Origin of the sequence: Micromonospora sp. NBS 11-29 (assembly GCF_002140155.1) — a bacterium.
GTDB lineage: Bacteria > Actinomycetota > Actinomycetes > Mycobacteriales > Micromonosporaceae > Micromonospora.
The window spans coordinates 780,210-803,297 of sequence record NZ_NAPR01000013.1; the positions used below are offsets into that span (position 1 = coordinate 780,210).

The following is a 23,088-nucleotide window of genomic DNA, read 5'->3' on the forward strand; positions in this document are numbered from 1 at the left end:
CCGCCGCGGAATTGCGTCCGGAAATTGCGATCTTGCCGGTTCGCCTCACCATCGGCGCGGTGGTGGTCATCGGACACCGCCGACCGCGGGTGGGTCGCGTGCCGGCGACGCCCCGGTCGCGGGTTAGTCTGCGGGTTCACCAGGTCCGCGTCTCCGGCGACGGTACGGCGGCCACCGGACGAGGATCGAGAAGGTGCATCTCAAGAGCCTGACGGTGAAGGGCTTCAAGTCCTTCGCCTCCGCCACGACGTTGAAGCTGGAGCCCGGGATCACCTGTGTGGTGGGCCCGAACGGCTCCGGCAAGTCCAACGTCGTCGACGCCATCGCCTGGGTGCTCGGCGAGCAGGGCGCGAAGGCGTTGCGCGGCGGCAAGATGGAGGACGTCATCTTCGCCGGCACCGCCGGGCGGGCGCCGCTGGGCCGGGCCGAGGTCACCCTCACCATCGACAACACCGACGGCGCGCTGCCGATCGAGTACACCGAGGTCTCCATCACCCGCCGGATGTTCCGCTCCGGCGAGAGCGAGTACGAGATCAACGGCGACTCCTGCCGCCTGCTCGACATCCAGGAGCTGCTCTCCGACTCCGGCATCGGCCGGGAGATGCACATCATCGTCGGGCAGGGTCGCCTCGACGGCATGCTGCACGCCAAGCCGGAGGACCGGCGCTCGTTCATCGAGGAGGCGGCCGGCGTCCTGAAGCACCGCAAGCGCAAGGAGAAGGCGCTGCGGAAGCTCGACGCGATGCAGGTGAATCTCAACCGCCTCACCGACCTCACCGCCGAGCTGCGCCGCCAGCTCAAACCGCTGGGCCGGCAGGCCGAGGTGGCCCGACGCGCCGCCGCCATCCAGGCCAACCTGCGTGACGCCCGGCTCCGGCTGCTCGCCGACGACCTGCACACGCTGCGCACCACGCTGGACCGGGAGATCGCCGACGAGACCGCGCTGCGGGAGCGGCGCGAGCTGATCGAGGGCGAGCACGGCCAGGTGCAGGGCCGGCTCGGTGAGCTGGAGGCGGCGCTGGCCGAGGACGCACCGCTGCTCGCCGCCGCCCAGGACACCTGGTACCGCCTCTCCGCCCTCCAGGAGCGGTTCCGCTCGATCGAGCAGCTCGCCCGGGAGCGGCTGCGCCACCTCAGCGCCACCGGCGACGACGAGCGCCCGGGCCGCGATCCCGACCAGCTCGACGCCGAGTCCCGGCGGGTCCGTGAGCAGGAGGAGGAGCTGCGCGCCGCGCTCACCGAGGACCAGATCCGGCTCGCCGAGGCGGTCGAGCACCGGCAGGAGCTGGAACGGCAGCTCGCCGCCGCCGAGCGGAAACTGGTCGTCGCGGCCAAGGCCATCGCGGACCGGCGCGAGGGGCTGGCCCGGCTGACCGGCCAGGTCAACTCCGCCCGGGCGCGCACCACCAGCGCCGGCGAGGAGATCGAACGGCTCGCCGCCGCGCACACCGACGCGCTGGGCCGCGCCGAGAAGGCGCAGGCCGACCTGGACGCGGTGGCCGAGCAGTCCACCGAGGCCGACCGGGACAACGCCGACCTGGACGCCCGGCACGCCGAGGCGGTGGCCGTGCAGGAACAGGCCCAGGCCACGGTACGCAGTCTCGTCGACGGTGAACGCGCCGCCGAGAAGGACGCCGCCACCTGGAAGGCCCGCGAGGAGGCGCTCGCGCTCGGCCTGCGCCGCAAGGACGGCGCCGGCGCGCTGCTGGCCCGCGCCGACCAGGTGCCCGGCCTGCTCGGCAGCCTCGCCGGGCTGCTCACCGTCGCGCCCGGCGACGAGGCGGCGCTCGCCGCCGCGCTGGGTGGGCTCGCCGACGCGGTGGCGGTCAGCGGCGTGGACGAGGCCGTCGAGGCGATGCGACTGCTCAAGATCTCCGACGCCGGCCGGGCCGGGCTGCTCGTGGGCAGCCCCGCCGGTCCCGGCATGGACGGCTCCGCGGACGCGCTGCGCCCGAAGCTGCCCGAGGGCGCCCGCTGGGCCCCCGACCTGGTGGAGTGCGCCGCCGGGATCCGCCCGGCCGTGCACCGGGCGCTGCGCGACGTGGCGCTGGTCGACGACCTCGCCGCCGCGGCCGAGCTGGTGGCGACGAACCCGGAGCTGCGCGCGGTCACCCCGGACGGCGACGTGGTCGGCGCGTACGCGGCGGCCGGCGGGTCGGCCAAGGCGCCCAGCTTCATCGAGGTGCAGGCCGCGGTCGAGGAGGCCCGGGCCAACCGGGCCACCGCCGAGCACACCGCCGCCGAGCTGCGTGAGCGGTTGGCCGAGGCGCGCGCCGAGGTGGCCGCCGCCAAGGACGCCGTACAGCACGCCGCCGCCGCCAGGCGGGAGGCGGAGAGCCACCGCAACGCCGCCGCCCGCCGTCTCGCCGAGCTGGGCGCGGCGGCCCGTTCGGCCAAGGCGGAGACGGACCGGCTCGGCGAGTCCCGGGCGCGTGCCGAGGCGGCCCGGGAACGCGACCTTCAGGCGTTGGCCGAGCTGGCGGAGCGGCTGCGGCTGGCCGAGGTCACCCCGATCGACGCCGAGCCCTCCACCGAGGAACGGGACCAGCTCGCCGCCATGGTGCCGCAGGCCCGGCAGAACGAGATGGAGGTCCGGCTCGCCGTGCGTACCGCCGAGGAGCGGGTCGCGTCGATCGCCGGCCGGGCCGACTCGCTGGCCCGGCAGGCCACCGCCGAACGCGCGGCCCGGGAGCGCGCGGCCGCCCGCCGCGCCGCCCGCACCCGCGGCGCGGCGATCGCGCGGGCCGTGGTCGGCGGCGCCCGGGAGGCGCTGACCCGGCTCGCCGTCTCGCTCGCCCGGGCCGAGGAGCACCGCGACGCCGTGGCCCGCGAGCGCGCCACCCGCGAGGCCGAGCTGTCCGAGGTACGCGGCGCGGCGAAGCGGCTCGCCGCCGAGCTGGAGCGGCTCACCAGCCAGGTGCACCGGGACGAGGTGGCCCGCGCCGAGCAGCGCCTGCGCATCGAGCAGTTGGAGGCCAAGGCCGCCGAGGACTTCGGCCTGGACGTGGCGACGCTGGTCGCGGAGTACGGCCCGGCCCAGCTCGTCCCGCCCACCGACGCGGACGTCGCGTTGGCGGAGAAGGACGGGCGGCCGGTGCCCGAGCCGATCCGGTACGAGCGCCCGGCGCAGGAGAAGCGGGCCGCCNGGCGGAGCGTGAGCTGGCCCTGCTGGGCAAGGTGAACCCGCTCGCGCTGGAGGAGTTCGCCGCGTTGGAGGAACGCTTCAAGTTCCTCTCCGAGCAGTTGGAGGACCTGAAGGCCACCCGACGCGACCTGCTCACCGTGGTCAAGGACGTGGACGAGCGGATCCTGGAGGTCTTCGCCAGCGCGTTCTCCGACACCGCGCGGGAGTTCGAGCAGGTCTTCACCGTGCTCTTCCCCGGCGGCGAGGGGCGGCTCGTGCTCACCGACCCGGATGACCTGCTCACCACCGGCGTCGAGGTCGAGGCCCGGCCGCCGGGCAAGAAGATCAAGCGGCTGTCGCTGCTCTCCGGCGGCGAGCGGTCGCTGACCGCGGTGGCCATGCTGGTGGCGATCTTCCGGGCCCGGCCCAGCCCGTTCTACATCATGGACGAGGTGGAGGCGGCGCTCGACGACGTGAACCTGGGCCGCCTGATCACACTGATGGCACAGTTGCGGGAGAAGAGCCAACTCATCGTGATCACCCACCAGAAGCGGACCATGGAGATCGCCGACGCGCTCTACGGCGTGACCATGCGTGCCGGCGTGACCCAGGTGATCAGCCAGCGGCTCAACCGGGCCGAGGACGACGGGCAGGAGACAGACGAGTGAGGGAACGCGCCACGGCGCTCCTGGTGGACTTCGACGGCGTGCTGCGCCGCTGGGACCCGGCGGTGGCCGCCGGCGTCGAGCGGGAGTACGGGCTGACCGAGGGCGTCCTCGGGGAGATCGCCATGTCCTGGGGGCTGCTCCAGCCGGTGCTGACCGGCCGGATGAACCATGCCGCGTGGATGGCGAGCGTGGCCGACGCGCTGACCCCGTCGGTCGGCGACCCGGCGCGGGCCCGGGCGGCGGTCGAGGCGTGGCAGCGCTACCGGGGCGAGGTCGACCCGGAGGTGCTGGCGTTCGTCCGCGAGGCGCGGGCGGCCGGCGTCCGGGTCGGGTTGGGCACCAACGCCACCGACCTGCTCGACGCCGACCTGGCCGAGCTGGGCCTCACCGACGAGCTGGACGTGGTGGTCAACTCCTCCGCGATCGGGGTGCACAAGCCGGCCAAGGAATACTTCCAGGCGGCCTGCGCGGCGCTGGACACCCCGCCGGCCCGGGTGCTCTTCGTCGACGACGAGGACCGCGCGGTGGCCGGCGCCCGGGTGGCCGGCCTCTCCGCGCACCGGTGGAGCGGGCCGGCCGACCTGCGGTACCTGCGCGCCGCGCTGGCGTACTGAGCCGGGCCGGCCGGTTTCAGGCCCCGGTGACGCCGTCGATGCGTTCGCGGATCAGGTCGGCGTCTTACCTCAGAAGGTTGAGTTGAAGCGGTGCATGAGGCGGGGGANGAGGCGGGCCGCCCGCGCCGCGTCGAACCGCCGGGTGCCCTCTTCGGTGAGGCTGAGCTGGGCGGCCCGCCGGTCGGTCGGGTCCGGGTCGCGGCGCACCAGGCCCAGCGCCTCCAGGCCGCCGATCTGCCGGCTCAGCGTGCCCTTGCCGATGCCCAGCTTGACGGCCAGGTCGGTGAGGCGGATCTGGCCGGAGCGGCGCAGCCAGAGCAGCAGCCCGTAGGCGTTCGGCTCCAGGTTCGGGTGGACCTCGCGGGCGATCTCCCAGGACAGCGCCCGGCCGCGGCGCAGCAGCGCCGTCAACTCGTGCTCCACGGCCCGCAGCGTCTCGTCCACGGTCAGAGGGTACTCATTCGTCGTCGCTGAGCTGTTGGCGTGCCACCGGCCGCAGCTCACCCTGGCTGGTGGTGCCCTCGATCACCACGGCGGCCGAGCGGCCCCGGTGGGTCAGCGTGGCGACCGCGTTGCCGAAGTACGGCCCGGCCAGCTTCCGCCACCGCACCGGTGGCCGGCGCACCCCGGCGGACCGGGCCAGCGCCCGGGTCGCCCCGGCCGGGCCCGGGTTCCAGCCGAGCGTCATCAACGGCCGCATCGCGGCCGGCACCTGGTTGTGGATCGGCGAGCAGGTGAGCTGGTGCACCGGGGTCTTCACGTTCCGGTCGGCGAACCGGGCCCGCGCCACGTACGAGTGGTGCACGTCGCCGGAGAGCACGCTGATCGAGGCCGGTCGCGGGTACGCCGGACCGGCGCCCACCCGCGCCCCGGTGCGCGGCGCGGCGCCGCTGCCCAACCGGGTGAACAGTTCGCCGAGCGCCTCGAAGGAGCGGGTGAACGCCGCCCAGTGCTCCAGGTCCCAGGCTCGGCGCATCCGCTCGGCCAGCCGCGCCACCCAGGGACGGCCGGAGTCGGCGAGGCGCTCGTTCCACGCCTCGACGTGGTGGATGCCCGGCGGCAGCAGCCAGGGCAGCGAGGTGCCCACCACCAGGTGGTCGTAGACGCCGTGCGCCTGGTCGAGGAACCACGACCACTCGCCCGGCGGCAGCATCGCCCGGTTGCCGCTCTGGAGCACCCGGCTGGAGCGGTTGTCCAGCATGACCAGGCGGGTCCGTCCCAGGTCCAGCGCGTAGCTCCACTGGTACTGCACGGCCCGCCAGCGCTCGGTGTCGTGCGCCAGGTCGGCCTCGGTGTCGACCCGTTCGCCGAACTCGTGCAGCACACCGGTGGCGTCCTCGGCGGCGACCACCTTCGCGTACACCGGGTCGGCGGCGATCTCGTCCGGGCTCAGGTTGCCCAGGTGCTGGTAGACCCAGTAGGAGGCGAGGCCGCTGCGGATCCGCTCGGCCCACCAGGGCTCCTCGCGCATGTCCGCCCGCCAGGACGCCGAGGTGTTCCAGTCGTCGATGACCTCGTGGTCATCGAAGATCATCACGCTCGGCACGGTGGAGAGCAGCCAGCGGATCTCCGGGTCACGCCAGGACTCCAGGTAGAGCTTCGTGTACTCGTCGAAGCTGACCACCTGGGTCGCCGGGGCGTCCTTCGGCCGCCGCCGGCGACGCTTGAGCAGCTTGCGCACGGTGGGCGAGGTCTCGTCCGCGTAGACCTGATCGCCCAGCAGCACCAGCAGGTCGGGCAGCGCGGCGTCCTCGGGCGAGGCCATCACCCGCCGGGCGTACGCGTCGAGCGCGTCCGGCGGGAGCTTGCGCGCGGTGGAGTGCTGGGTGGTCTCCCGGCAGGAGCCGAAGACCAGGTTCACCGGCTGGTCGGCGTCGTCGGCCGCGCGGGTGCGGATCACGCTGGGCGGGAAGTCGCTGTGCGGCAGCGGCCAGGCCACCTCGTCGTCGATCAGCACCTCGTAGGCGGTGGCGCTGTCCGGGGCGAGCCCGGTCACCACCACGATCGCGTAGTGGTGGTCGTACGCGGAGAAGGTGTCGGCGCTGCCGGTGGCACCGTCGGCCGTGCGGACGGTGACCACGGCGGGCGTGCTGGTCTCCACCCAGATCGTCGCCCGCGTGTCGACGACCCGGCGCAGCAGCGGGCCGATGAGCAGGCGGGAACCGGGCACGACGTTACCTCCGACAAGATCGATTCGCTCTTTCCTACCCGGCCGGCGGTTGCGGTACGCCTTCCAGCAGCGAGCGTACCCGCAGGTTGTTCGCGTGCCGAGGCGGTGAGTGGGACGCCGTCGCCGGCATCTGACAGGATTTCGGGCATGAAGGAACACCTCCTCGTCGCTCTCGCCCTGCTCGGCGTGCTGATCATCGGCGGCCTGAGCCTCGTGGTGCCCCGGCTGCGGCGGCGCCCGGAGCCGCCGCTGCCCGAGACGGAGGTCGACACCCGCGTCGAGGAGGACCTGGCCGGCCCGCCGGTGGAGGCCCCGGAGGCGGAGCTGACCACCGGGGTGGAGGTCGAGGCACCGCCGATCGAGGTGCCCGAGCCGACCGCCGGCCGGCTGGTCCGGCTGCGCTCCCGGCTGTCCCGCTCGCAGAACGCGTTCGGCAAGGGCCTGCTCGGCCTGCTCAGCCGGGACCGGCTGGACGAGGACACCTGGGAGGAGATCGAGGACAGCCTGATCACCGCGGACGTCGGCATCGACTCCACCCGCGAGATCGTCGACCGGCTGCGGGAGCGGACCCGGGTGCTCGGCACCCGCGACGTCGACGAGCTGCGGACGCTGCTCGCCGCCGAGCTGGTCGACGCGCTGGACCCGGGCCTCGACCGGTCGCTGCGGACCGCGCCGAAGGCGGGCGTGCCGGCGGTGGTGCTGGTGGTCGGCGTCAACGGCGCCGGCAAGACCACCACCTGCGGCAAGATCGCCCGGGTGCTGGTCGCGGACGGCCGTACCGTGCTGCTCGGCGCGGCCGACACGTTCCGCGCCGCCGCCGCCGACCAGTTGGAGACCTGGGGCGGGCGGGTGGGCGCGGAGACGGTCCGCGGCCCGGAGGCCGCCGACCCGGCCAGTGTCGCGTTCGACGCCGTCAAGCGCGGCATCGACGTCGGCGTCGACACCGTGCTCATCGACACCGCCGGCCGGCTGCAGAACAAGGTCGGCCTGATGGACGAGCTGGGCAAGGTCAAGCGGGTGGTGGAGAAGCACGGCCCGATCGACGAGACGCTGCTGGTGCTCGACGCCACCACCGGCCAGAACGGGCTGGAGCAGGCCCGGGTCTTCACCGAGGCGGTCAACGTCACCGGCGTGGTGCTGACCAAGCTCGACGGCACGGCGAAGGGCGGCATCGTGATCGCCGTGCAGCGCAAGCTCGGCATCCCGGTCAAGCTGGTCGGACTCGGCGAGGGCAAGGACGACCTGGCCCCGTTCGACCCGGCGCAGTTCGTCGACGCGTTGCTCGGCACCGAGCCGCTCGGCCGGGACGCGTAGCCTCTCCCGTGACGACCGATGATCGCGCCTTCGCGGGGTGGCGCGAGCCCGACCAGCCGGCGCCACGCCTCGGGAGACCGTACGTGACTTCGCAGGAGATTCCGCTGCACGGCGGGAACGTGAGCACCGTGGTCCGCGTGGGCGACACGGTGCGGCGCAACGCCGGCCCGTGGACGCCCTCGGTGCATGCGTTGCTGCGCCACCTGGAGTACGTCGGGTTCACCGGCGCGCCCCGGGCGCTCGGCATGGACGAGCGCAACCGGGAGGTGTTGTCGTACCTGGAGGGGGAGTGCGGGGAGTACCCGCTGGCCCCGCACTGGGTCACCGACGAGGCGCTGGTCACCGTGGCCACCATGCTGCGGATGTTCCACGACGCCCAGTACGGCTTCACCCCGCCGCCCGGCGCGGTCTGGCGCTCGTTCGGCCCGCCGCCGCCGGACACCGAGGTGATCTGCCACCACGACGCGGCGCCGCACAACGTGATCTGGCGTCCGGACGGCACGCTCGGGCTGATCGACTTCGACCTCGCCTCGCCCGGCGCACGCATCTACGACGTGGCGTACGCGGCGTGGACCTGGGTGCCGATCTTCTCCGACCGGGACTCGATCACGCTCGGCTGGAAGCGCCCCGACCGGCCGCGCCGGCTGCGTCTCTTCGCCGACGCGTACGGGCTGATCCCGCGCGACCGGCACCGGCTCATCCGCACCATCCGCAAGCGCATCGTGGACCACGTCGAGGGCATCCGGCGGATGGCCGCCGCCGGTGAGCCGGCGTTCGTCCGGATCGTGCACAAGGGCCACCTCCGCCGGCCGATGCGGGACCTGCGGCTGCTCGACTACGAGCGGCACCACCTGGAGTACGCGTTACGCTGAGCAAGATCGACGTTCTTCACATGTTGGAAACAACCCGTCACGCGTCGGAAATCGAGCGGTGTCGGTGGTGGAAACAGCCGCCGACCAAGCTTCCGCGCAACCGGCTGACGGGCGATGCTGCCAGATTCTCAGTCGGGGGGAGGAATTCGACACCGAGAGGAGGCAGCGTGGAGATCGATACCGGGAACACTGCCTGGTTGCTTGTCTCGACTGCGCTCGTGCTGCTCATGACCCCCGGTCTCGCGCTGTTCTACGGCGGCCTGAACCGGTCCAAGGGCGTTCTGAACATGATGATGATGAGCTTCTCGTCCATCGGGCTCATCAGCATCCTGTGGTTGTTCTACGGCTTCACCGTCGCCTTCGGTGAGGGCGGCAAGTTCTGGGGTGACCTGGGTCAGTACCTGGGCACCAAGACGTTCGTCGGCGAGAGCGACCTGTGGGGCGAGACCGGTATCCCGCTCTACGTCTTCATCGCCTTCCAGATGATGTTCGCGGTCATCACCGTGGCCCTGATCAGCGGGGCGCTGTCCGACCGGGCCAAGTTCGCCGGCTGGCTGCTGTTCTCCTTCGGCTGGGCCACCCTGGTCTACTTCCCGGTCGCCCACATGGTCTGGGGCGGCGGCCTGATCGGCGGCGACATCGGCGCGCTGGACTTCGCCGGTGGCACCGCGGTGCACATCAACGCCGGCGCGGCCGCGCTCGCCCTGGTGCTGGTGCTCGGCAAGCGGGTCGGCTGGCCCCGGGAGAGCATGAAGCCGCACAACGTCCCGATGGTCGCCCTCGGCGCCGGTCTGCTCTGGTTCGGCTGGTTCGGCTTCAACGCCGGCTCCGAGCTGACCGCCGACGGGGTCACCGCGCTGGCGTTCGTCAACACCCAGGTCGCGACCGCCGGCGCGCTGCTCGGCTGGCTCGTGGTGGAGTGGGTGCGCGACGGCAAGCCGACCCTGGTGGGCGCGTCGTCCGGCGCCGTCGCCGGTCTGGTCGCGATCACCCCGGCCTGTGCGTTCATCACCCCCGCCGCGGCGGTGCTGCTGGGCCTGGTGGCCGGTGCGGTCTGCGCCGTCGCGGTCGGCCTGAAGTACAAGCTCGGCTACGACGACTCCCTCGACGTGGTCGGCGTGCACTTCGTCGGCGGCTGGATCGGCTGCCTGTGGATCGGCCTGTTCGGCACCGCCTCGGTCAGCTCGCTGGTGAGCACCGACGGCCTGCTGGTCGGCGGCGACGCCACCCTGCTCGGCAAGCAGGCGCTGGGCGCGTTCATCGTGACGGTCTACTCCTTCGTGGTGGCCTACGCCCTCGGCTTCGTGATCGACAAGACCATCGGCTTCCGGGTCTCCGCCGAGGCCGAGGTCGAGGGCATCGACATCGCGGAGCACGCGGAGAGCGGCTACGACCTGTCGCCCACCACGGGCAGCAGCGCCGGTGGCGCGTTCGCCATGGCCGGGATCGGCAGCACCAGGCCGGCCCCGGGGTCCGCCGACGAGGCGGACGAGTCCGCGCCGGTCAGCGAGAAGGTCGCCGGTTAACGTTCCTGGGATGGAGGGGTTGGACATGAAGCTGGTGACCGCGGTCATCAAGCCGTACCAGTTGGACGCGGTGAAGGAGGCCCTGCACGCGCTCGGCGTGGCCGGGCTGACCGTCAGCGAGGTGCAGGGCTACGGCCGGCAGAAGGGGCACACCGAGGTCTACCGGGGTGCCGAGTACACGGTCGAGTTCCTGCCCAAGATCCGGGTCGAGGTGCTCACCGACGAGATCGACGTCGACAAGATCGTGGACGCGATCGTGGGTGCCGCCCGGACCGGCAAGATCGGTGACGGCAAGGTCTGGGTGACCGGTGTCGAGGAAGTCGTCCGGGTGCGTACCGGCGAGCGCGGGCTCGACGCCCTCTGACAGCGGAACCTGCCGACATGACCTCGTTGACCACGGCGACCGGCCCCACCGGGGGCGGCGTGCCCGTGGTCAACGAGGTCGTCGGCGTACCGGGGGGCATCGGCGAGGCGGCCCGCGCCGCCCGGGCCGACGCCCTCGACGCCTGGCTGCGCCGGATCGTCCCGGACCGGCCCGGCATCGCGCTGGTCGCGGTGGGCGGGCTGGGCCGCCGCCAGTGCGCCCCCTACGGCGACCTGGACCTGGTGCTGCTGCACGCCGGGGTGCCCGGCGTCGACGAGCTGGCCGCCGCGCTCTGGTATCCGATCTGGGACGCCGGGCTGCGACTGGACCACTCGGTGCGCACCGTCGCCGAGGCGCTGTCGGTGGCGCAGGACGACGTCAAGGTCGCCCTCGGCCTGCTCGACGCGCGGCACGTCGCCGGCGACCCGGTCCTGACCGACCAGCTCGCCCGCACCGCCACCGACCACTGGCGGCGCACCGCGATCCGGCAGCTTCCCGGGCTGCGCGAGATCACCACGGCCCGCTGGGAAGCCCACGGCGAACTGGCCTTCCTGCTCGAAGGCGACCTCAAGGAGGCCGCCGGCGGGCTCCGCGACGTCGGCATCCTGCGGGCCATCGCGACCGCCGGCGTCACCGACGCGCTCCGCCCCGCCGTGCACGCCGCGCACCGGCGGCTGCTGGACACCCGCGACGCCCTGCACCAGCAGGTCGGTCGCCGGGTCGACCGCCTGCTCGCCCAGGAACGCGACGGCGTGGCCGCCCGGCTCGGCCTGCGGCAACCGCAGCTCGGCGCGGCGGACGCCGGGTCGCGGCCGGAGGCCGGCGACGGGGACGCGCTGCTGCGGCTGGTGGCCGGCGACGCGCGTACCGTCCGCCACGCCCTCGACGACGCCTGGCGGGCCGCCGACCGGCTCCGCTCCGGCCGGCTCCGCGTCGCGCCCGGCCGGCCGCTGCGCCGACCGGTCGCCCGGGACGTGGTCGAGCAGGACGGGGAGCTGGTGCTCGCCCGGACCGCGATCGGGGCCCGCCCCGACCCGAGCCTGTCGCTGCGGGTCGCCGCCGCCGCGGCCACCACCCGGTTGCCCATCGCGCGGGCCACCTGCGAGTGGCTGGCCGCGTACTGCCCGCCGCTGCCCGCGCCTTGGCCGCCGGCCGCCCGCGCCGCGCTGATCACCCTGCTCGGCGCCGGCGCCGGCCTGGTGCCCGCCTGGGAGACCTGCGACCGGTACGGGCTGATCGACGGCTGGCTGCCCGAGTGGACCCGGCTGCGCAGCCTGCCCCAGCACAACCCGGTGCACCGGTTCACCCTGGACCGGCACCTGGTGCAGACCGCGTACGAGGCGAGCCGGCACACCCGCGACGTCGAGCGGCCGGACCTGCTGCTGCTCGGCGCGTTCCTGCACGACATCGGCAAGGGACTGCCCGGCGGAGGTGCCGACGGGCGGGCCGGCAGGCATGAGCACGTCGGCGCCTCCGCAGACCACTCGACCGTGGGCGCGCCGCTGGCCGAGGCGGTGGCCACCCGGATCGGGCTGCCCCCGGACGAGGCGGCGCTGATCGGCGCGCTGGTCCGGTTGCACCTGCTGCTGCCCGACGTGGCCACCCGGCGGGACCTGTCCGACCCGAAGACCGTCGCCGGTGTCGCCGAGCGGGTCGGCGACACCGGCACGCTGGAGCTGCTGCACGCGCTGGTCCGCGCCGACGCCGCCGCCACCGGCCCGGCCGCCTGGTCCGGCTGGAAGGGCCGGTTGGTCGCCGAGCTGGTCGCCCGGGTCCGCACCACGCTGGACACCGGCGTGGTGCCCGCCCCGCCGGCCCCCGACCCGGCGCTGGTCGCCGGGCCGCTGCCGGTCGTACACCTGGGGGAGGACCGGGTGTCGGTGGCCGCTGCCGACCGGCGGGGGCTGCTCGCCACGGTGGCCGGCTGCCTGGCCCTGCACCGGCTGGAGGTGATCTCCGCGGACGCCGCCACGGTGGACGGCCGGGCCCTGGTCGAGTGCCGGGTGCAGCCGCGCTACGGGCTGGCCCCCGACCCGATCGCGCTCAGCGCCGACCTGCGCCGCGCGGTCGCCGGCGACGTCTCGGTCATCCAGCGGCTGCGCGGCCGGGCCCTGGCCGCCCGCAGCCAGGGGGCCGCCCCGCGCGTCGTCTGGCACCGGGAGGCGGCCACCGACGCGGTGCTGCTGGAGCTGCGCGCCGCCGACGCGGCCGGTCTGCTCTACCGGGTCACCTGTGCCCTCGACGAGGCCGGTGCCCAGGTGCGGGCCGCCCGGATCTCCACCCTCGGCGGCGACGTGGTGGACGTGTTCTACCTGGTCGGCGGCTGGCCCCCCGACGAGCAGCGCGCCCGCATCGAGGCCGCCGTCCTCGCCGCGGTGTAAGGAAGGGGACCTTGTTAACGCATTCGGTATAGGCGGGGCCCCCGCTTAACACCCGCGTCCGCTCGGGGGTACGGGCGGCGGGCTACCCTAGCGGTGGGCTGGACAGCCGGCCCGGCCGCTGTGCCCGCCGACGACGACAAACGGGATGTTCGCGTGTTTGACACCTTGAGTGACCGCCTGTCCGGGATCTTCACCAAGCTCCGCGGCAAGGGCCGGCTCACCGACGCCGACATCGACGCCACCGCGCGCGAGATCCGGATGGCGTTGCTGGAGGCCGACGTCGCCCTGCCGGTGGTCAAGGGCTTCATCGCGAACGTCAAGGAGCGGGCGCGCGGCGCGGAGGTCTCCCAGGCGCTCAACCCGGCCCAGCAGATCGTCAAGATCGTCAACGAGGAGCTGATCACCGTCCTCGGCGGTGAGGGACGACGGCTCCAGTTCGCCAAGAACCCGCCGACGGTGATCATGCTGGCCGGCCTCCAGGGCTCCGGCAAGACCACGCTCGCCGGCAAGCTGGCCCGCTGGCTCAAGGGCCAGGGGCACCAGCCGCTGCTGGTCGCCGCCGACCTCCAGCGTCCCAACGCCGTCGGGCAGCTCCAGGTGCTCGGTGGTCGGGCCGGCGTCGAGGTGTACGCCCCGGCGCCCGGCAACGGCGTCGGCGACCCGGTGCAGGTGGCCCGCGACTCGATCGAGCACGCGCGCCGGGCCGCCCGCGACATCGTCATCGTGGACACCGCCGGCCGGCTCGGCATCGACGCCGAGATGATGCAGCAGGCCGCCGACATCCGTGACGCGGTCCAGCCCGACGAGGTCATCTTCGTCATCGACGCGATGGTCGGCCAGGACGCGGTCCGCACCGCCGAGGCGTTCCGCGACGGCGTCGGCATCACCGGCGTGGTGCTCTCCAAACTCGACGGTGACGCCCGAGGCGGCGCCGCGCTCTCCGTCCGCCAGGTCACCGGCCAGCCGATCCTGTTCGCCTCCACCGGCGAGAAGCTGGAGGACTTCGACGTCTTCCACCCCGACCGGATGGCCAGCCGGATCCTCGGCATGGGCGACGTCCTCACCCTGATCGAGCAGGCCGAGGCGGCCTTCGACTCCGATCAGAAGGAGAAGATGACCGCCAAGCTGATGGGCGGGGAGACCTTCACCCTGGAGGACTTCCTCGATCAGCTCATCGCGGTCCGGCGGATGGGTCCGATCGCCAACGTGCTGGCCATGATGCCCGGCATGGGGCAGATGAAGGACCAGATCGCCGAGCTGGACGACAAGCACTTCGACCGGGTCACCGCGATCATCAGGTCGATGACCCCGGCTGAGCGCACCAACCCGAAGATCATCAACGGCTCCCGCCGCGCCCGCATCGCGACCGGCTCCGGCGTCACGGTGATGGACGTCAACCAACTGCTCAACCGCTTCGCCGACGCGCAGAAGATGATGAAGCAGATGGGCGGCATGATGGGCCTGCCCGGCGGCAACCGGCGCAAGGCGACCAAGTCGCCGAAGAACAAGCGCAAGGGCACCAAGGGTGGGAACCGGCCGCGCACCGGGGCCGGCGCGGCGGGCGGCTTCCCCGGCGGCATGCCGCAGCTCCCGCCGGGCCTCGACCCGGGCGACCTGGCCGGCGGCCAGGGCCTGCCGCCCGGGTTCAAGCTGCCGAAGATCGACTTCAACAAGCTCGGCAAGGGCGGGGACAAGGGACCTCGCTGACGTGTGTTGGTGACGGTGGGTGACGACATCGGCGCTTAGGGTGTTTGTTGCCCCTGGAAGGAGATGTCATGACCGCAGCGCCCATCCTGCCGGAACGGCACGAGTGGACGGTCGACGACCTCGGCGATCTGCCGAAGGACCTTCCGTACGAACTGATCAACGGAAGGTTGATCGTGCCGCCCCCCACGCCGTTGCACCAGTTCATCTGTGCTCGGGTGATGTTCGCCCTCGAACTCCACTGCCCGGACGAGTTCTTCGTCAGCATGGACCAGTTTCTCTCGATCGACCGGCGTAACGAACCGCGACCGGATGTGGTGGTCATCCGCGTTGAAAGGGCCAATCGTTCGCCCGTGCCCGTGCAGGACGCCCAACTCGCGGTCGAAGTGATCTCTCCCGACTCCACCATCCGTGACCACCACGACAAGGTTCGGCTCTACGCGAACGCCGGAGTCGGTGCCTACTGGGTCGTCGACCCGCTGCGCGAGAAGATCACCTTCACCGAACTGCTGCTCAGTCCGAAAGGTGGCTACGANTCGACCTGCCGGCGTGGACGCGGCGCCGGCAGGAGGTTCTCGCGCGCACGGAGGACTGATCGGGTAGGACTGTGCGCATGGCTCTGCATGTGCGCGGTGTGTTCCTCCCCGACGACGAGGTCCGGGACGTGTGGCTGGTCGATGACCGGGTCACCTTCGACCCGGTGCCGGGCGCCGAGACGGTGGCCGACGGCGGATTCGTCCTGCCCGGCCTGACCGACGCGCACTGCCACATCGGCATCGCCCGCGGCGGCGCCCCGGTCACCTCGCTCGACCAGGCCCGGGAGCTGGCCCGGATCGACCGGGACGCCGGGGTGCTCGCCATCCGCGACGCCGGCTCGCCGTACCCGTACCCCGAGTTGGAGGACGAGCCGGGACTGCCGCGACTGGCCCGCGCGGGCCGGCACGTCGCGCCGCCCAAGCGCTACCTGCGCGACATCGGCGTGGAGGTCGACGCGGCGGAGGTGGCGGCCACCGTGGCCGCGCAGGCCGCCGCCGGCAACGGCTGGGTCAAGCTGGTCGGCGACTGGATCGACCGGGGGGTGGGCGACCTCGCGCCGGCCTGGGACGCCGACACCATGACCGCGGCGGTCGCCGCCGCGCACGCCGCCGGGGTACGCGCCGCGGTGCACACCTTCTCCGAGTCGGCGGTGGAGATCATGGTGCGCGCCGGGGTGGACTCGGTGGAGCACGGCACCGGCCTGAGCCTCGACCTGATCGACCTGATGGCCCAGCGGGGCACCGCGCTGGTCCCCACCATGATCAACATTCGGACGTTCGGCCACATCGCGGAACAGGCCCGGCCGAAGTTCCCCGGGTACGCCGACCACATGCTCGCCCTGCGCGACCGCTTCCCCGAGGTGGTCCGCGCCGCACACGAGGCGGGCGTGCCGATCTACGTCGGCACCGACGCGGGCGGCGGAATCGACCACGGGCTCGCGGCCGAGGAGATGCTGCTGCTGCACGAGCAGGCCGGGATGGCCGCGCCGGACGTGCTCGCCGCCGCCTCCTGGCGGGCCCGGGAGTGGCTCGGTTTCCCCGGCCTGGTCGAGGGCGGCCTCGCCGACCTGGTGGTCTATCCGGAGGACCCGCGCCGCGACCTGCGCGTGGTCACCGCGCCCAGCCGCATCGTGCTCCGTGGCCGGGTGATCCGCTGACGCGGTGGCCCGCTGTGGCGTCGCTCAGCGTGGCGCGGCCGCGGCGAGGAACAGTTGCAGCGCCAGGTCGGCCAGCTTGCCCGCGGTCTCGTCCACCGGGGCCCGGGGCAGCACGATGTGGCTCACCACCAGGCGGACGGTGCTGTCCGCCGCGAAGGCCAGGGCCGCCGGGTCGGCGTCGGGCAGGTGGCAGCCCGCCCACTCCAGCAACGCCGCGGTCGACTCGGTCAGCACCAGCTCGGAGCGCGTGGTCAGGTAGGGCAGCAGCTCGTCCGAGCCGCCCCGCGCGCTGGTCAGGATCGCCTTGATCAGCGGATTGTCGGCGGCTGCGGCGAGCGTGCGGCGGATCGCCGCGAACGCGGCGGCGCGCACGTCGGCGCCGTGCTCCTCCAGTGCGGCCCGGACCTCGCCGACGAACCGGTCCACCTCGCGTCGGGCGAGCGCCTCGGCCAGGCCCGCCTTGGTGCCGAACTCGTTGTAGACCGTCTGCCGGCTCACCCCGGCGGCCTCGGCCACCGCGGCCATCCGGACGCCGTCCCAGCCGAGGGCCACCGTCAGCGCCCGGGCCGCGTCGACGATCCCGTTCCGTGCCTCACCCATCGACGCCGAAGTCTACGGCTTGCCGGGGCGACACGGCGGTGCCGGCTCCCCGGCGCGGTGGCCACCCGCGCGGCGCATAGGATGTGCGGTCATGGCACGCGTGCTCACTCCCCGTGCGGAGGACTTTCCCCGCTGGTACCAGGACCTGATCGCCAAGGCGAAGCTGGCCGACAACGGCCCGGTGCGGGGCACCATGGTCATCCGACCGGCGGGCTACGCCATCTGGGAGCGGATGCAGGCCGAGATGGACGCCCGGATCAAGGCGGCCGGCGCGGAGAACGCGTACTTCCCGCTGTTCATCCCGGAGAGCTACCTCAAGCGCGAGGCCGAGCACGTCGAGGGCTTCTCGCCGGAGCTGGCGGTGGTCACCCACGGTGGCGGCAAGCAGCTCGCCGAGCCGGTGGTGGTCCGCCCCACCAGCGAGACGGTCATCGGCGAGTTCATGGCCAAGTGGGTCGACTCCTACCGCGACCTGCCGCTGCTGCTCAACCAGTGGGCCAACGTGGTCCGCTGGGAGCTGCGCCCGCGGATCTTCCTGCGCACCAGCGAGTTCCTCTGGCAGGAGGGGCACACCGCGCACGCCACCCGCGAGGACGCCCGCGCCTACGCCCGGAAGATCCTGCACGAGGCGTACGAGGACCTGATGGTCAGCGTGCTCGGCATCCCGGTGGTGGTCGGCCTGAAGACCGCCCGGGAGCGCTTCGCCGGCGCCACCGCCACATACACCTGCGAGGGCATGATGGGCGACGGCAAGGCGCTCCAGCTCGGCACCAGCCACGAGCTGGGCCAGAACTTCGCCAAGGCGTTCGACATCAGCTACTCCTCGAAGGAGGGCGGCCGGGAACACGCCTGGACCACCTCCTGGGGCACCTCGACCCGGATGCTCGGCGGCCTGATCATGGCGCACGGCGACGACAACGGCCTGCGGGTGCCGCCGAAGGTGGCGCCGGTCCAGGCGTACGTGATGATCGTCAAGGACGGCGAGGGCGTGAGCGAGGCCGCGGCCAAGCTCCGCGACGCGCTGCGCGACGCCGGGGTCCGGGTCGCGCTGGACGACCGGACCGACACCGCGTTCGGCCGCCGCGCCGTCGACGCCGAGCTGCGCGGCTACCCGGTGCGCGTCGAGGTCGGCCCGCGCGACCTGGCCGCCGGCAATGCGGTGGTGGTCCGGCGTACGGACGGCTCGAAGGCCCCCACGCCGGTGGCCGACGTGGTCGACGCGGTGCTGGCCGCGCTCGACGCCGACCAGCGGGCGCTGCACGATCAGGCACTGGAGTTCCGCCGGTCCCGCACCGTCGAGGTGTCGACGCTGGCCGAGGCGATCGAGGCGTCCGCCACCGGCTGGGCACGGGTGCCGTGGTCGGCGGTCGGCGTCGAGGGTGAGGCCGAGGCGAACGGCCAGGGCGTGACGGTGCGCTGCCTGCTGCGCGCGGACGGCTCGGTGCCCGACTCGGAATCCGAGCCGGACCTCGTCGCCATCCTCGCCCGCGCCTACTGAGGGTGTAAGGAAGGGCCCCCGGTTAACGCATTCGGTAGAGGCGGGGCCCCCTTTTAACAAGTGAGGGATGGTGAGCGTGCGGTTCGAGCCCGGCCGGCTGATCCTGCACCGCAACGTGCGGCACGGGCGCATCGGGTGGGTACGGGCCGCCCGCGTGGTCTCCGACGACGAGCGGGGGTTGCTGCTCTGGGTGGCCCGGAACGCACCGGTGGCGCACGAGGTGACCGCCGCCGGGCTGGGCATGCGCGCGGTGCCGTTCGCCGAGTGGATCATCTCCGGTTACGCGCTGGCGCAGGGCACCTGGAACGGTCCGCCGGTGCTGAAGTTCCTGCCGACCGGCGCGGCCCACTCGGTGTGGTGGTTCTCCGACGAGCAGGGCCGGTTCCAGAACTGGTACGTGAACCTGGAGGAGCACGGTGTCCGCTGGGACGACGGCGCGGCCGCCGGGGTCGACATGGTGGACCAGGACCTCGACGTGGTGGTCCACCCCGACCTGACCTGGGAGTGGAAGGACGAGGACGAGTTCGTCGAGCGGCTCGCCTTCCCGACGCACTACTGGGTGACGGACGAGAAGGCGGTACGCGCCGAGGGGGAGCGGGTGATCCGGATCGCCGAGGCGGGCGAGTTCCCGTTCGACGGGACGTGGTGCGACTTCACCCCGCCCGCCGACTGGGACGCACCGGACGAACTTCCGCCCGGTTGGGACCGCCCACCGGCGCGCTGAGTGTGTCGTGCGTCACGGTTGCGCCCGATCCGGCCCGTGGTCCGGGTCCGGTGCGAGCGTTCCGGGCTGGATCTGGCAGAATGGTCCGCTGGTATCCGGCACGCGTTCGGCGCCCTCTAACCCGGGCGCGTCGCCAGTTCACCGAGCAGTCTCCGGCCCAAACCCCACTGTGCCGGTCGGCGCTCACCCGCCACACCGCCCGAACGGGCCGGTGAGATCGCAACAGGAGCGAAACAACTGTGGCCGTAAAGATCCGGCTCCTGCGGATGGGTAAGATCCGCAACCCGCAGTACCGCATCGTCATCGCCGACTCGCGCACCAAGCGTGACGGTCGCGCGATCGAGTTCGTCGGTGTGTACCAGCCGAAGGAGGACCCTTCGGTGATCGAGGTCAAGTCGGAGCGGGTCCAGTACTGGCTCTCCGTCGGCGCGCAGCCGAGCGAGGCCGTGCAGCGCCTGCTGGAGCTGACCGGTGACTGGCAGAAGTACAAGGGCCTGCCCGCCCCGCCGCCGCTGAAGGTCGCCCCCGAGCGGGCCGACCGCAAGGCGGCGTACGAGGCCGAGGCGAAGGCCGCCGCCGGCGTGGCGGACACCCCGGCCAAGCCGGCCAAGAAGGCTGCCAAGCCGGAGGCCGCCAAGGCGGAGACCGAGGCCCCCAAGGCGGAGGAGCCGAAGGCCGAGGAGCAGACCGGTGCCGAGTCCGGTGAGCAGGCCTGACATGCCGCTGCGTCCCGCCCTGGAGCACCTGGTCAAGGGGATCGTCGACCACCCGGACGACGTCCGGGTGCGGATGGTCGATTCCCGTCGGGGCAAGCGGCTCGAGGTCCGTGTGCACCCGGAGGATCTCGGCACGGTGATCGGGCGGTCCGGCCGGACCGCCAAGGCACTGCGCCAGGTGATCGGCTCCATCGGTGGGCGTGGGGTACGCGTCGACATCGTCGACTCGTACTGATGCTTCTCGTCGTCGGCCGGATCGGCAAGCCGCACGGCATCCGCGGTGAGGTCACCGTGGAGGTGCGGACCGATGAGCCCGAAGCACGGTTCGCCCCCGGTTCGGTACTCGTTACCGAGCCGGGGGTGGTTCCGGCCGAGCCCGGGGCCTGGCGGGTGCCGCCGGAGCTGACCGTCGAGTCGGCCCGCTGGCACCAGGGGCGGCTGCTGGTCGTGTTCTCCGGCGTGCCGGACCGCGACGTCGCCGAGGCGCTGCGCAACACGCTCCTCGGCGTGGACAGCGCCGAGGTCGCTCCGCCGGAGGACCCGGAGGAGTTCCACGACCACCAGTTGGTCGGGCTCGCCGTGGTCACCCGGGAGGGCGAGCGGCTCGGCGAGGTGACCCGGATCGACCACGCCCCCGCCTCTGACCTGCTGGTGCTGCGTCGTCCTGACGGGCGGAACGCGCTCGTCCCGTTCGTCAAGGCGATCGTGCCCGAGGTGGACCTCGCCGGCGGTCGCGTCGTCGTCGACCTGCCCAGCGGTCTGCTCGACCTCTGACCGGAGCCACCGCATGCGCGTCGACATCGTGTCGATCTTCCCCGAGTACTTCGCCCCGCTCGACCTGTCCCTGATCGGCAAGGCCCGCGCCAACGGCGCGCTCCGGCTCGCCGTACACGATCTGCGGACCTGGACCCACGACGTGCACCGCACGGTCGACGACACGCCCTACGGCGGCGGTCCGGGCATGGTCATGCGGCCGGAGCCGTGGGGTGAGGCGTTGGACGCCCTGGCCCCCGACGAGCTGACCCCGGACGGGCTCACCCTGCCCCGGCTGCTCGTCCCGTCGCCCGCGGGCGTCCCGTTCACCCAGGCCCTGGCGCACGAGCTGGCGGCCGAGTCGCACCTGCTCTTCGCCTGCGGCCGGTACGAGGGCATCGACCAGCGGGTGCTCGACCACGCGGCGAGCCGGATGCCGGTGACCGAGGTCTCTCTCGGCGACTACGTGCTCTTCGGCGGCGAGGTGGCCGTGCTGGTCATCCTGGAGGCGGTCACCCGGCTGCTGCCCGGTGTGCTCGGCAACGCCGGCTCGCTGGACGAGGAGTCGCACGCGCACGGTCTGCTGGAGGCCCCGCTCTACACCAAGCCGGCGAGCTGGCGCGGGCTCGACGTGCCGGAGGTGCTCCGCTCCGGCGACCACGCCCGGATCGCCCGTTGGCGGCGTGACGAGTCGCTGCTGCGGACCGCGGCCCGCCGCCCCGACATGCTCGGGGCGCTGCCTCCGGAGAGCCTGGACCGGCGGGACCGGGCGGCGCTGGACCGGGGTGGATTTCAGTCGCCGCCGGGGCATGTGGCAAAGTAGAGGGGTTGCCGCATCCGTTCACGCCGTGGGCGGCTGCGAGGACCCCCGATCGGAGCCGGTGCCGCCGGCCGCCACCCGAGGGTCAGAATCACCCGTTCGCGCATCGACTGACGATGCGCCGTGAGCCTCACGAGGACGCAGCGATGAACATCCTGGACGCCCTTGACGCCCAGTCGAAGCGCACCGACCTGCCCGCCTTCCGCGCCGGTGACACCGTCAAGGTGCACGCGCGGGTGGTCGAGGGCAACCGGTCCCGGGTCCAGATCTTCCAGGGCGTCGTCATCCGCCGCCAGGGTGACGGCCTGCGCGAGACCTTCTCGGTCCGCAAGATCAGCTTCGGGGTCGGCGTGGAGCGGACGTACCCGCTGAACAGCCCGGCGATCGACCGGATCGAGGTCGTGACCCGCGGTGACGTGCGGCGTGCCAAGCTCTACTACCTGCGCGAGCTGCGCGGCAAGAAGGCCAAGATCAAGGAGCTGCGGGAGAAGCAGCCGGCGAACTGACCTTCCTTCGCCACGCCGCCCGAGCTGCGCGGATGTCGTATCGACCAGATCGCATTACCCTGGTCGGTACGGGCGCAGCCGGCCGGCGCGAAGCGGTCCGCTACCGCCCGTGGGGTCTCCGACGAGACTCCCGGGCGGTAGTGTCGTTTTCGCGGCGGACCGGAGAGTGGCATGGTGCAGATGCTTGACGAGGACGGCACCGCCGATCCCTGGCGGCGGCGAGCTCGGCGTTCCCGCCGGCAGATGCCGCTCTGGCAGGAGCTGCCCCTCTTGCTCGTGGTCGCGTTCTGCCTGGCGGTGCTGATCCGCACGTTCCTGCTCCAGGCTTTCTTCATCCCCTCCGGGTCGATGGAGGACACGCTGCTCATCGGCGACCGGGTGCTGGTCAACAAGGTCGTCTACGACGTCCGCGACCCGGTGCGCGGCGAGGTGGTGGTGTTCCGGGGCACCGACCGCTGGGTCGCCCAGGAGGCGCCCGCGCCGCCGACCAACTTCGCCGGCAAGGTCGGCCGCACCCTCGGTGACCTGATCGGCGTCAGCCGCCCCGGCGAGAAGGACTTCATCAAGCGCGTCATCGGTGTGCCCGGCGACAAGGTCTGGTGCTGCGACGACGGCCGGGTGGTGGTCAACGGGGTGCCGCTGGACGAGGCGGCGTACGTCTCCGAGGACTCCCCGGTCGACCTGCCACCCAATCCGAAGGAGTGCCGCTCCCGGCAGTTCACCGAGGTCGTGGTGCCACCCGGGCAGATCTTCGTGATGGGCGACCATCGGCTGGTGTCCCAGGACGCCCGCTGCCAGGGGCCGGTGCCGATCGACAACGTCGTCGGCCGCGCCTTCATGATCGTCTGGCCGTCGCAGCGGTGGACCACGCTCCCCGTACCGCGGACGTTTGCGGACCTGCCCCGCGCGGACGCCGCGGCGTCCCGCCCGGCCCCGGTCGATCCCGACCCGGCCGGCGGCGTGGTCCTGCTCCCGCCGGTCGCGGCCGCACTGACCGTTCTCGCGGGTTCGGGGCGACCGCGCCGCACCGGGCGACGTAGG

The 23,088-nt window shown here is 73.0% G+C and carries 19 protein-coding genes and 2 pseudogenes; 18 read left to right on the forward strand and 3 right to left on the reverse strand.

Features of this window, described 5'->3' with window-relative positions; genetic code table 11:
- Window positions 1-193: 193 nt before the first annotated feature.
- Both smc and B1205_RS20105 read left to right on the forward strand, forming a co-directional pair.
- Window positions 194-3,792 (forward strand): annotated as a pseudogene (gene smc, locus B1205_RS20100) (chromosome segregation protein SMC).
- A complete protein-coding gene (locus tag B1205_RS20105; protein ID WP_089156982.1) occupies window positions 3,789-4,406 on the forward strand; it encodes an HAD family hydrolase in 618 nt (205 codons plus the stop codon). Before smc ends, B1205_RS20105 begins: the two are co-directional and overlap by 4 nt.
- 69 nt (window positions 4,407-4,475) lie before the next feature.
- On the opposite strand, the gene B1205_RS20110 is transcribed toward B1205_RS20105, so the two are convergent.
- The gene (locus tag B1205_RS20110) at window positions 4,476-4,910 is read right to left on the reverse strand and encodes a MarR family winged helix-turn-helix transcriptional regulator (RefSeq protein ID WP_441338519.1); all 435 of its coding nucleotides are present in this window, start codon (window positions 4,908-4,910) and stop codon (window positions 4,476-4,478) included.
- Entirely contained in the window at window positions 4,864-6,576 is a 1,713-nt protein-coding gene (locus tag B1205_RS20115; RefSeq protein WP_089156984.1) for an alkaline phosphatase D family protein, read from the reverse strand. The genes B1205_RS20110 and B1205_RS20115 overlap by 47 nt, the downstream gene beginning before the upstream one ends.
- A gap of 147 nt (window positions 6,577-6,723) precedes the next feature.
- Here B1205_RS20115 and ftsY point away from each other — a divergent pair, with 147 nt between their 5' ends.
- The 8 genes from ftsY to B1205_RS20155 all read left to right on the forward strand — a co-directional run bounded on the left by ftsY (window position 6,724) and on the right by B1205_RS20155 (window position 16,430).
- Window positions 6,724-7,890, forward strand: a complete 1,167-nt coding sequence (ftsY, locus tag B1205_RS20120) for a signal recognition particle-docking protein FtsY (protein ID WP_089156985.1) — start codon at window positions 6,724-6,726, stop codon at window positions 7,888-7,890.
- Window positions 7,891-7,898: 8 nt separating this feature from the next.
- Window positions 7,899-8,762, forward strand: a complete 864-nt coding sequence (locus tag B1205_RS20125; RefSeq protein ID WP_176308689.1) for an aminoglycoside phosphotransferase family protein — start codon at window positions 7,899-7,901, stop codon at window positions 8,760-8,762.
- Window positions 8,763-8,929: 167 nt separating this feature from the next.
- The gene (locus B1205_RS20130) at window positions 8,930-10,288 is read left to right on the forward strand and encodes an ammonium transporter (RefSeq protein ID WP_089156987.1); all 1,359 of its coding nucleotides are present in this window, start codon (window positions 8,930-8,932) and stop codon (window positions 10,286-10,288) included.
- 25 nt (window positions 10,289-10,313) lie between these two features.
- Window positions 10,314-10,652 (forward strand): P-II family nitrogen regulator, encoded by a 339-nt coding sequence (locus tag B1205_RS20135; protein ID WP_174537509.1) that lies wholly within the window; start codon window positions 10,314-10,316, stop codon window positions 10,650-10,652.
- A 17-nt stretch (window positions 10,653-10,669) separates the two neighbouring features.
- Complete coding sequence (locus B1205_RS20140; protein ID WP_089156988.1) at window positions 10,670-13,033, forward strand: [protein-PII] uridylyltransferase; 2,364 nt, start codon at window positions 10,670-10,672, stop codon at window positions 13,031-13,033.
- Window positions 13,034-13,186: 153 nt separating this feature from the next.
- Window positions 13,187-14,740 carry a signal recognition particle protein gene (ffh, locus tag B1205_RS20145; protein WP_089156989.1) on the forward strand — a complete coding sequence of 518 codons (1,554 nt, stop codon included), beginning with the start codon at window positions 13,187-13,189 and terminating at the stop codon, window positions 14,738-14,740.
- Between the two features lie 68 nt (window positions 14,741-14,808).
- Window positions 14,809-15,489 (forward strand): Uma2 family endonuclease, encoded by a 681-nt coding sequence (locus tag B1205_RS20150; protein ID WP_254910055.1) that lies wholly within the window; start codon window positions 14,809-14,811, stop codon window positions 15,487-15,489.
- A complete protein-coding gene (locus B1205_RS20155; protein WP_254910081.1) occupies window positions 15,402-16,430 on the forward strand; it encodes an amidohydrolase family protein in 1,029 nt (342 codons plus the stop codon). The genes B1205_RS20150 and B1205_RS20155 overlap by 88 nt, the downstream gene beginning before the upstream one ends.
- A 24-nt stretch (window positions 16,431-16,454) precedes the next feature.
- On the opposite strand, the gene B1205_RS20160 is transcribed toward B1205_RS20155, so the two are convergent.
- A complete protein-coding gene (locus B1205_RS20160) occupies window positions 16,455-17,030 on the reverse strand; it encodes a TetR family transcriptional regulator (RefSeq protein ID WP_089156991.1) in 576 nt (191 codons plus the stop codon).
- Between the two features lie 91 nt (window positions 17,031-17,121).
- On the opposite strand from B1205_RS20160, the gene proS reads away from it, so the two are divergent.
- The 8 genes and pseudogenes from proS (at window position 17,122) to lepB (ending at window position 23,087) form a co-directional block, all read left to right on the forward strand.
- Window positions 17,122-18,528, forward strand: a complete 1,407-nt coding sequence (proS, locus tag B1205_RS20165; protein WP_089156992.1) for a proline--tRNA ligase — start codon at window positions 17,122-17,124, stop codon at window positions 18,526-18,528.
- Window positions 18,529-18,604: 76 nt separating this feature from the next.
- The gene (locus tag B1205_RS20170) at window positions 18,605-19,252 is read left to right on the forward strand and encodes a DUF402 domain-containing protein (protein ID WP_089157105.1); all 648 of its coding nucleotides are present in this window, start codon (window positions 18,605-18,607) and stop codon (window positions 19,250-19,252) included.
- Window positions 19,253-19,491: 239 nt separating this feature from the next.
- The gene (gene rpsP / locus B1205_RS20175; protein ID WP_089156993.1) at window positions 19,492-19,968 is read left to right on the forward strand and encodes a 30S ribosomal protein S16; all 477 of its coding nucleotides are present in this window, start codon (window positions 19,492-19,494) and stop codon (window positions 19,966-19,968) included.
- Complete coding sequence (locus B1205_RS20180) at window positions 19,943-20,203, forward strand: RNA-binding protein (protein WP_176308690.1); 261 nt, start codon at window positions 19,943-19,945, stop codon at window positions 20,201-20,203. Before rpsP ends, B1205_RS20180 begins: the two co-directional genes overlap by 26 nt.
- The gene (rimM, locus tag B1205_RS20185; RefSeq protein WP_089156994.1) at window positions 20,203-20,742 is read left to right on the forward strand and encodes a ribosome maturation factor RimM; all 540 of its coding nucleotides are present in this window, start codon (window positions 20,203-20,205) and stop codon (window positions 20,740-20,742) included. Before B1205_RS20180 ends, rimM begins: the two co-directional genes overlap by 1 nt.
- Window positions 20,743-20,755: 13 nt before the next feature.
- Complete coding sequence (gene trmD / locus B1205_RS20190; protein ID WP_089156995.1) at window positions 20,756-21,544, forward strand: tRNA (guanosine(37)-N1)-methyltransferase TrmD; 789 nt, start codon at window positions 20,756-20,758, stop codon at window positions 21,542-21,544.
- 143 nt (window positions 21,545-21,687) lie between these two features.
- A complete protein-coding gene (gene rplS / locus B1205_RS20195; RefSeq protein ID WP_089156996.1) occupies window positions 21,688-22,047 on the forward strand; it encodes a 50S ribosomal protein L19 in 360 nt (119 codons plus the stop codon).
- A 171-nt stretch (window positions 22,048-22,218) separates the two neighbouring features.
- A pseudogene (lepB, locus tag B1205_RS20200) lies at window positions 22,219-23,087 on the forward strand (signal peptidase I).
- Window position 23,088 lies beyond the last annotated feature (1 nt).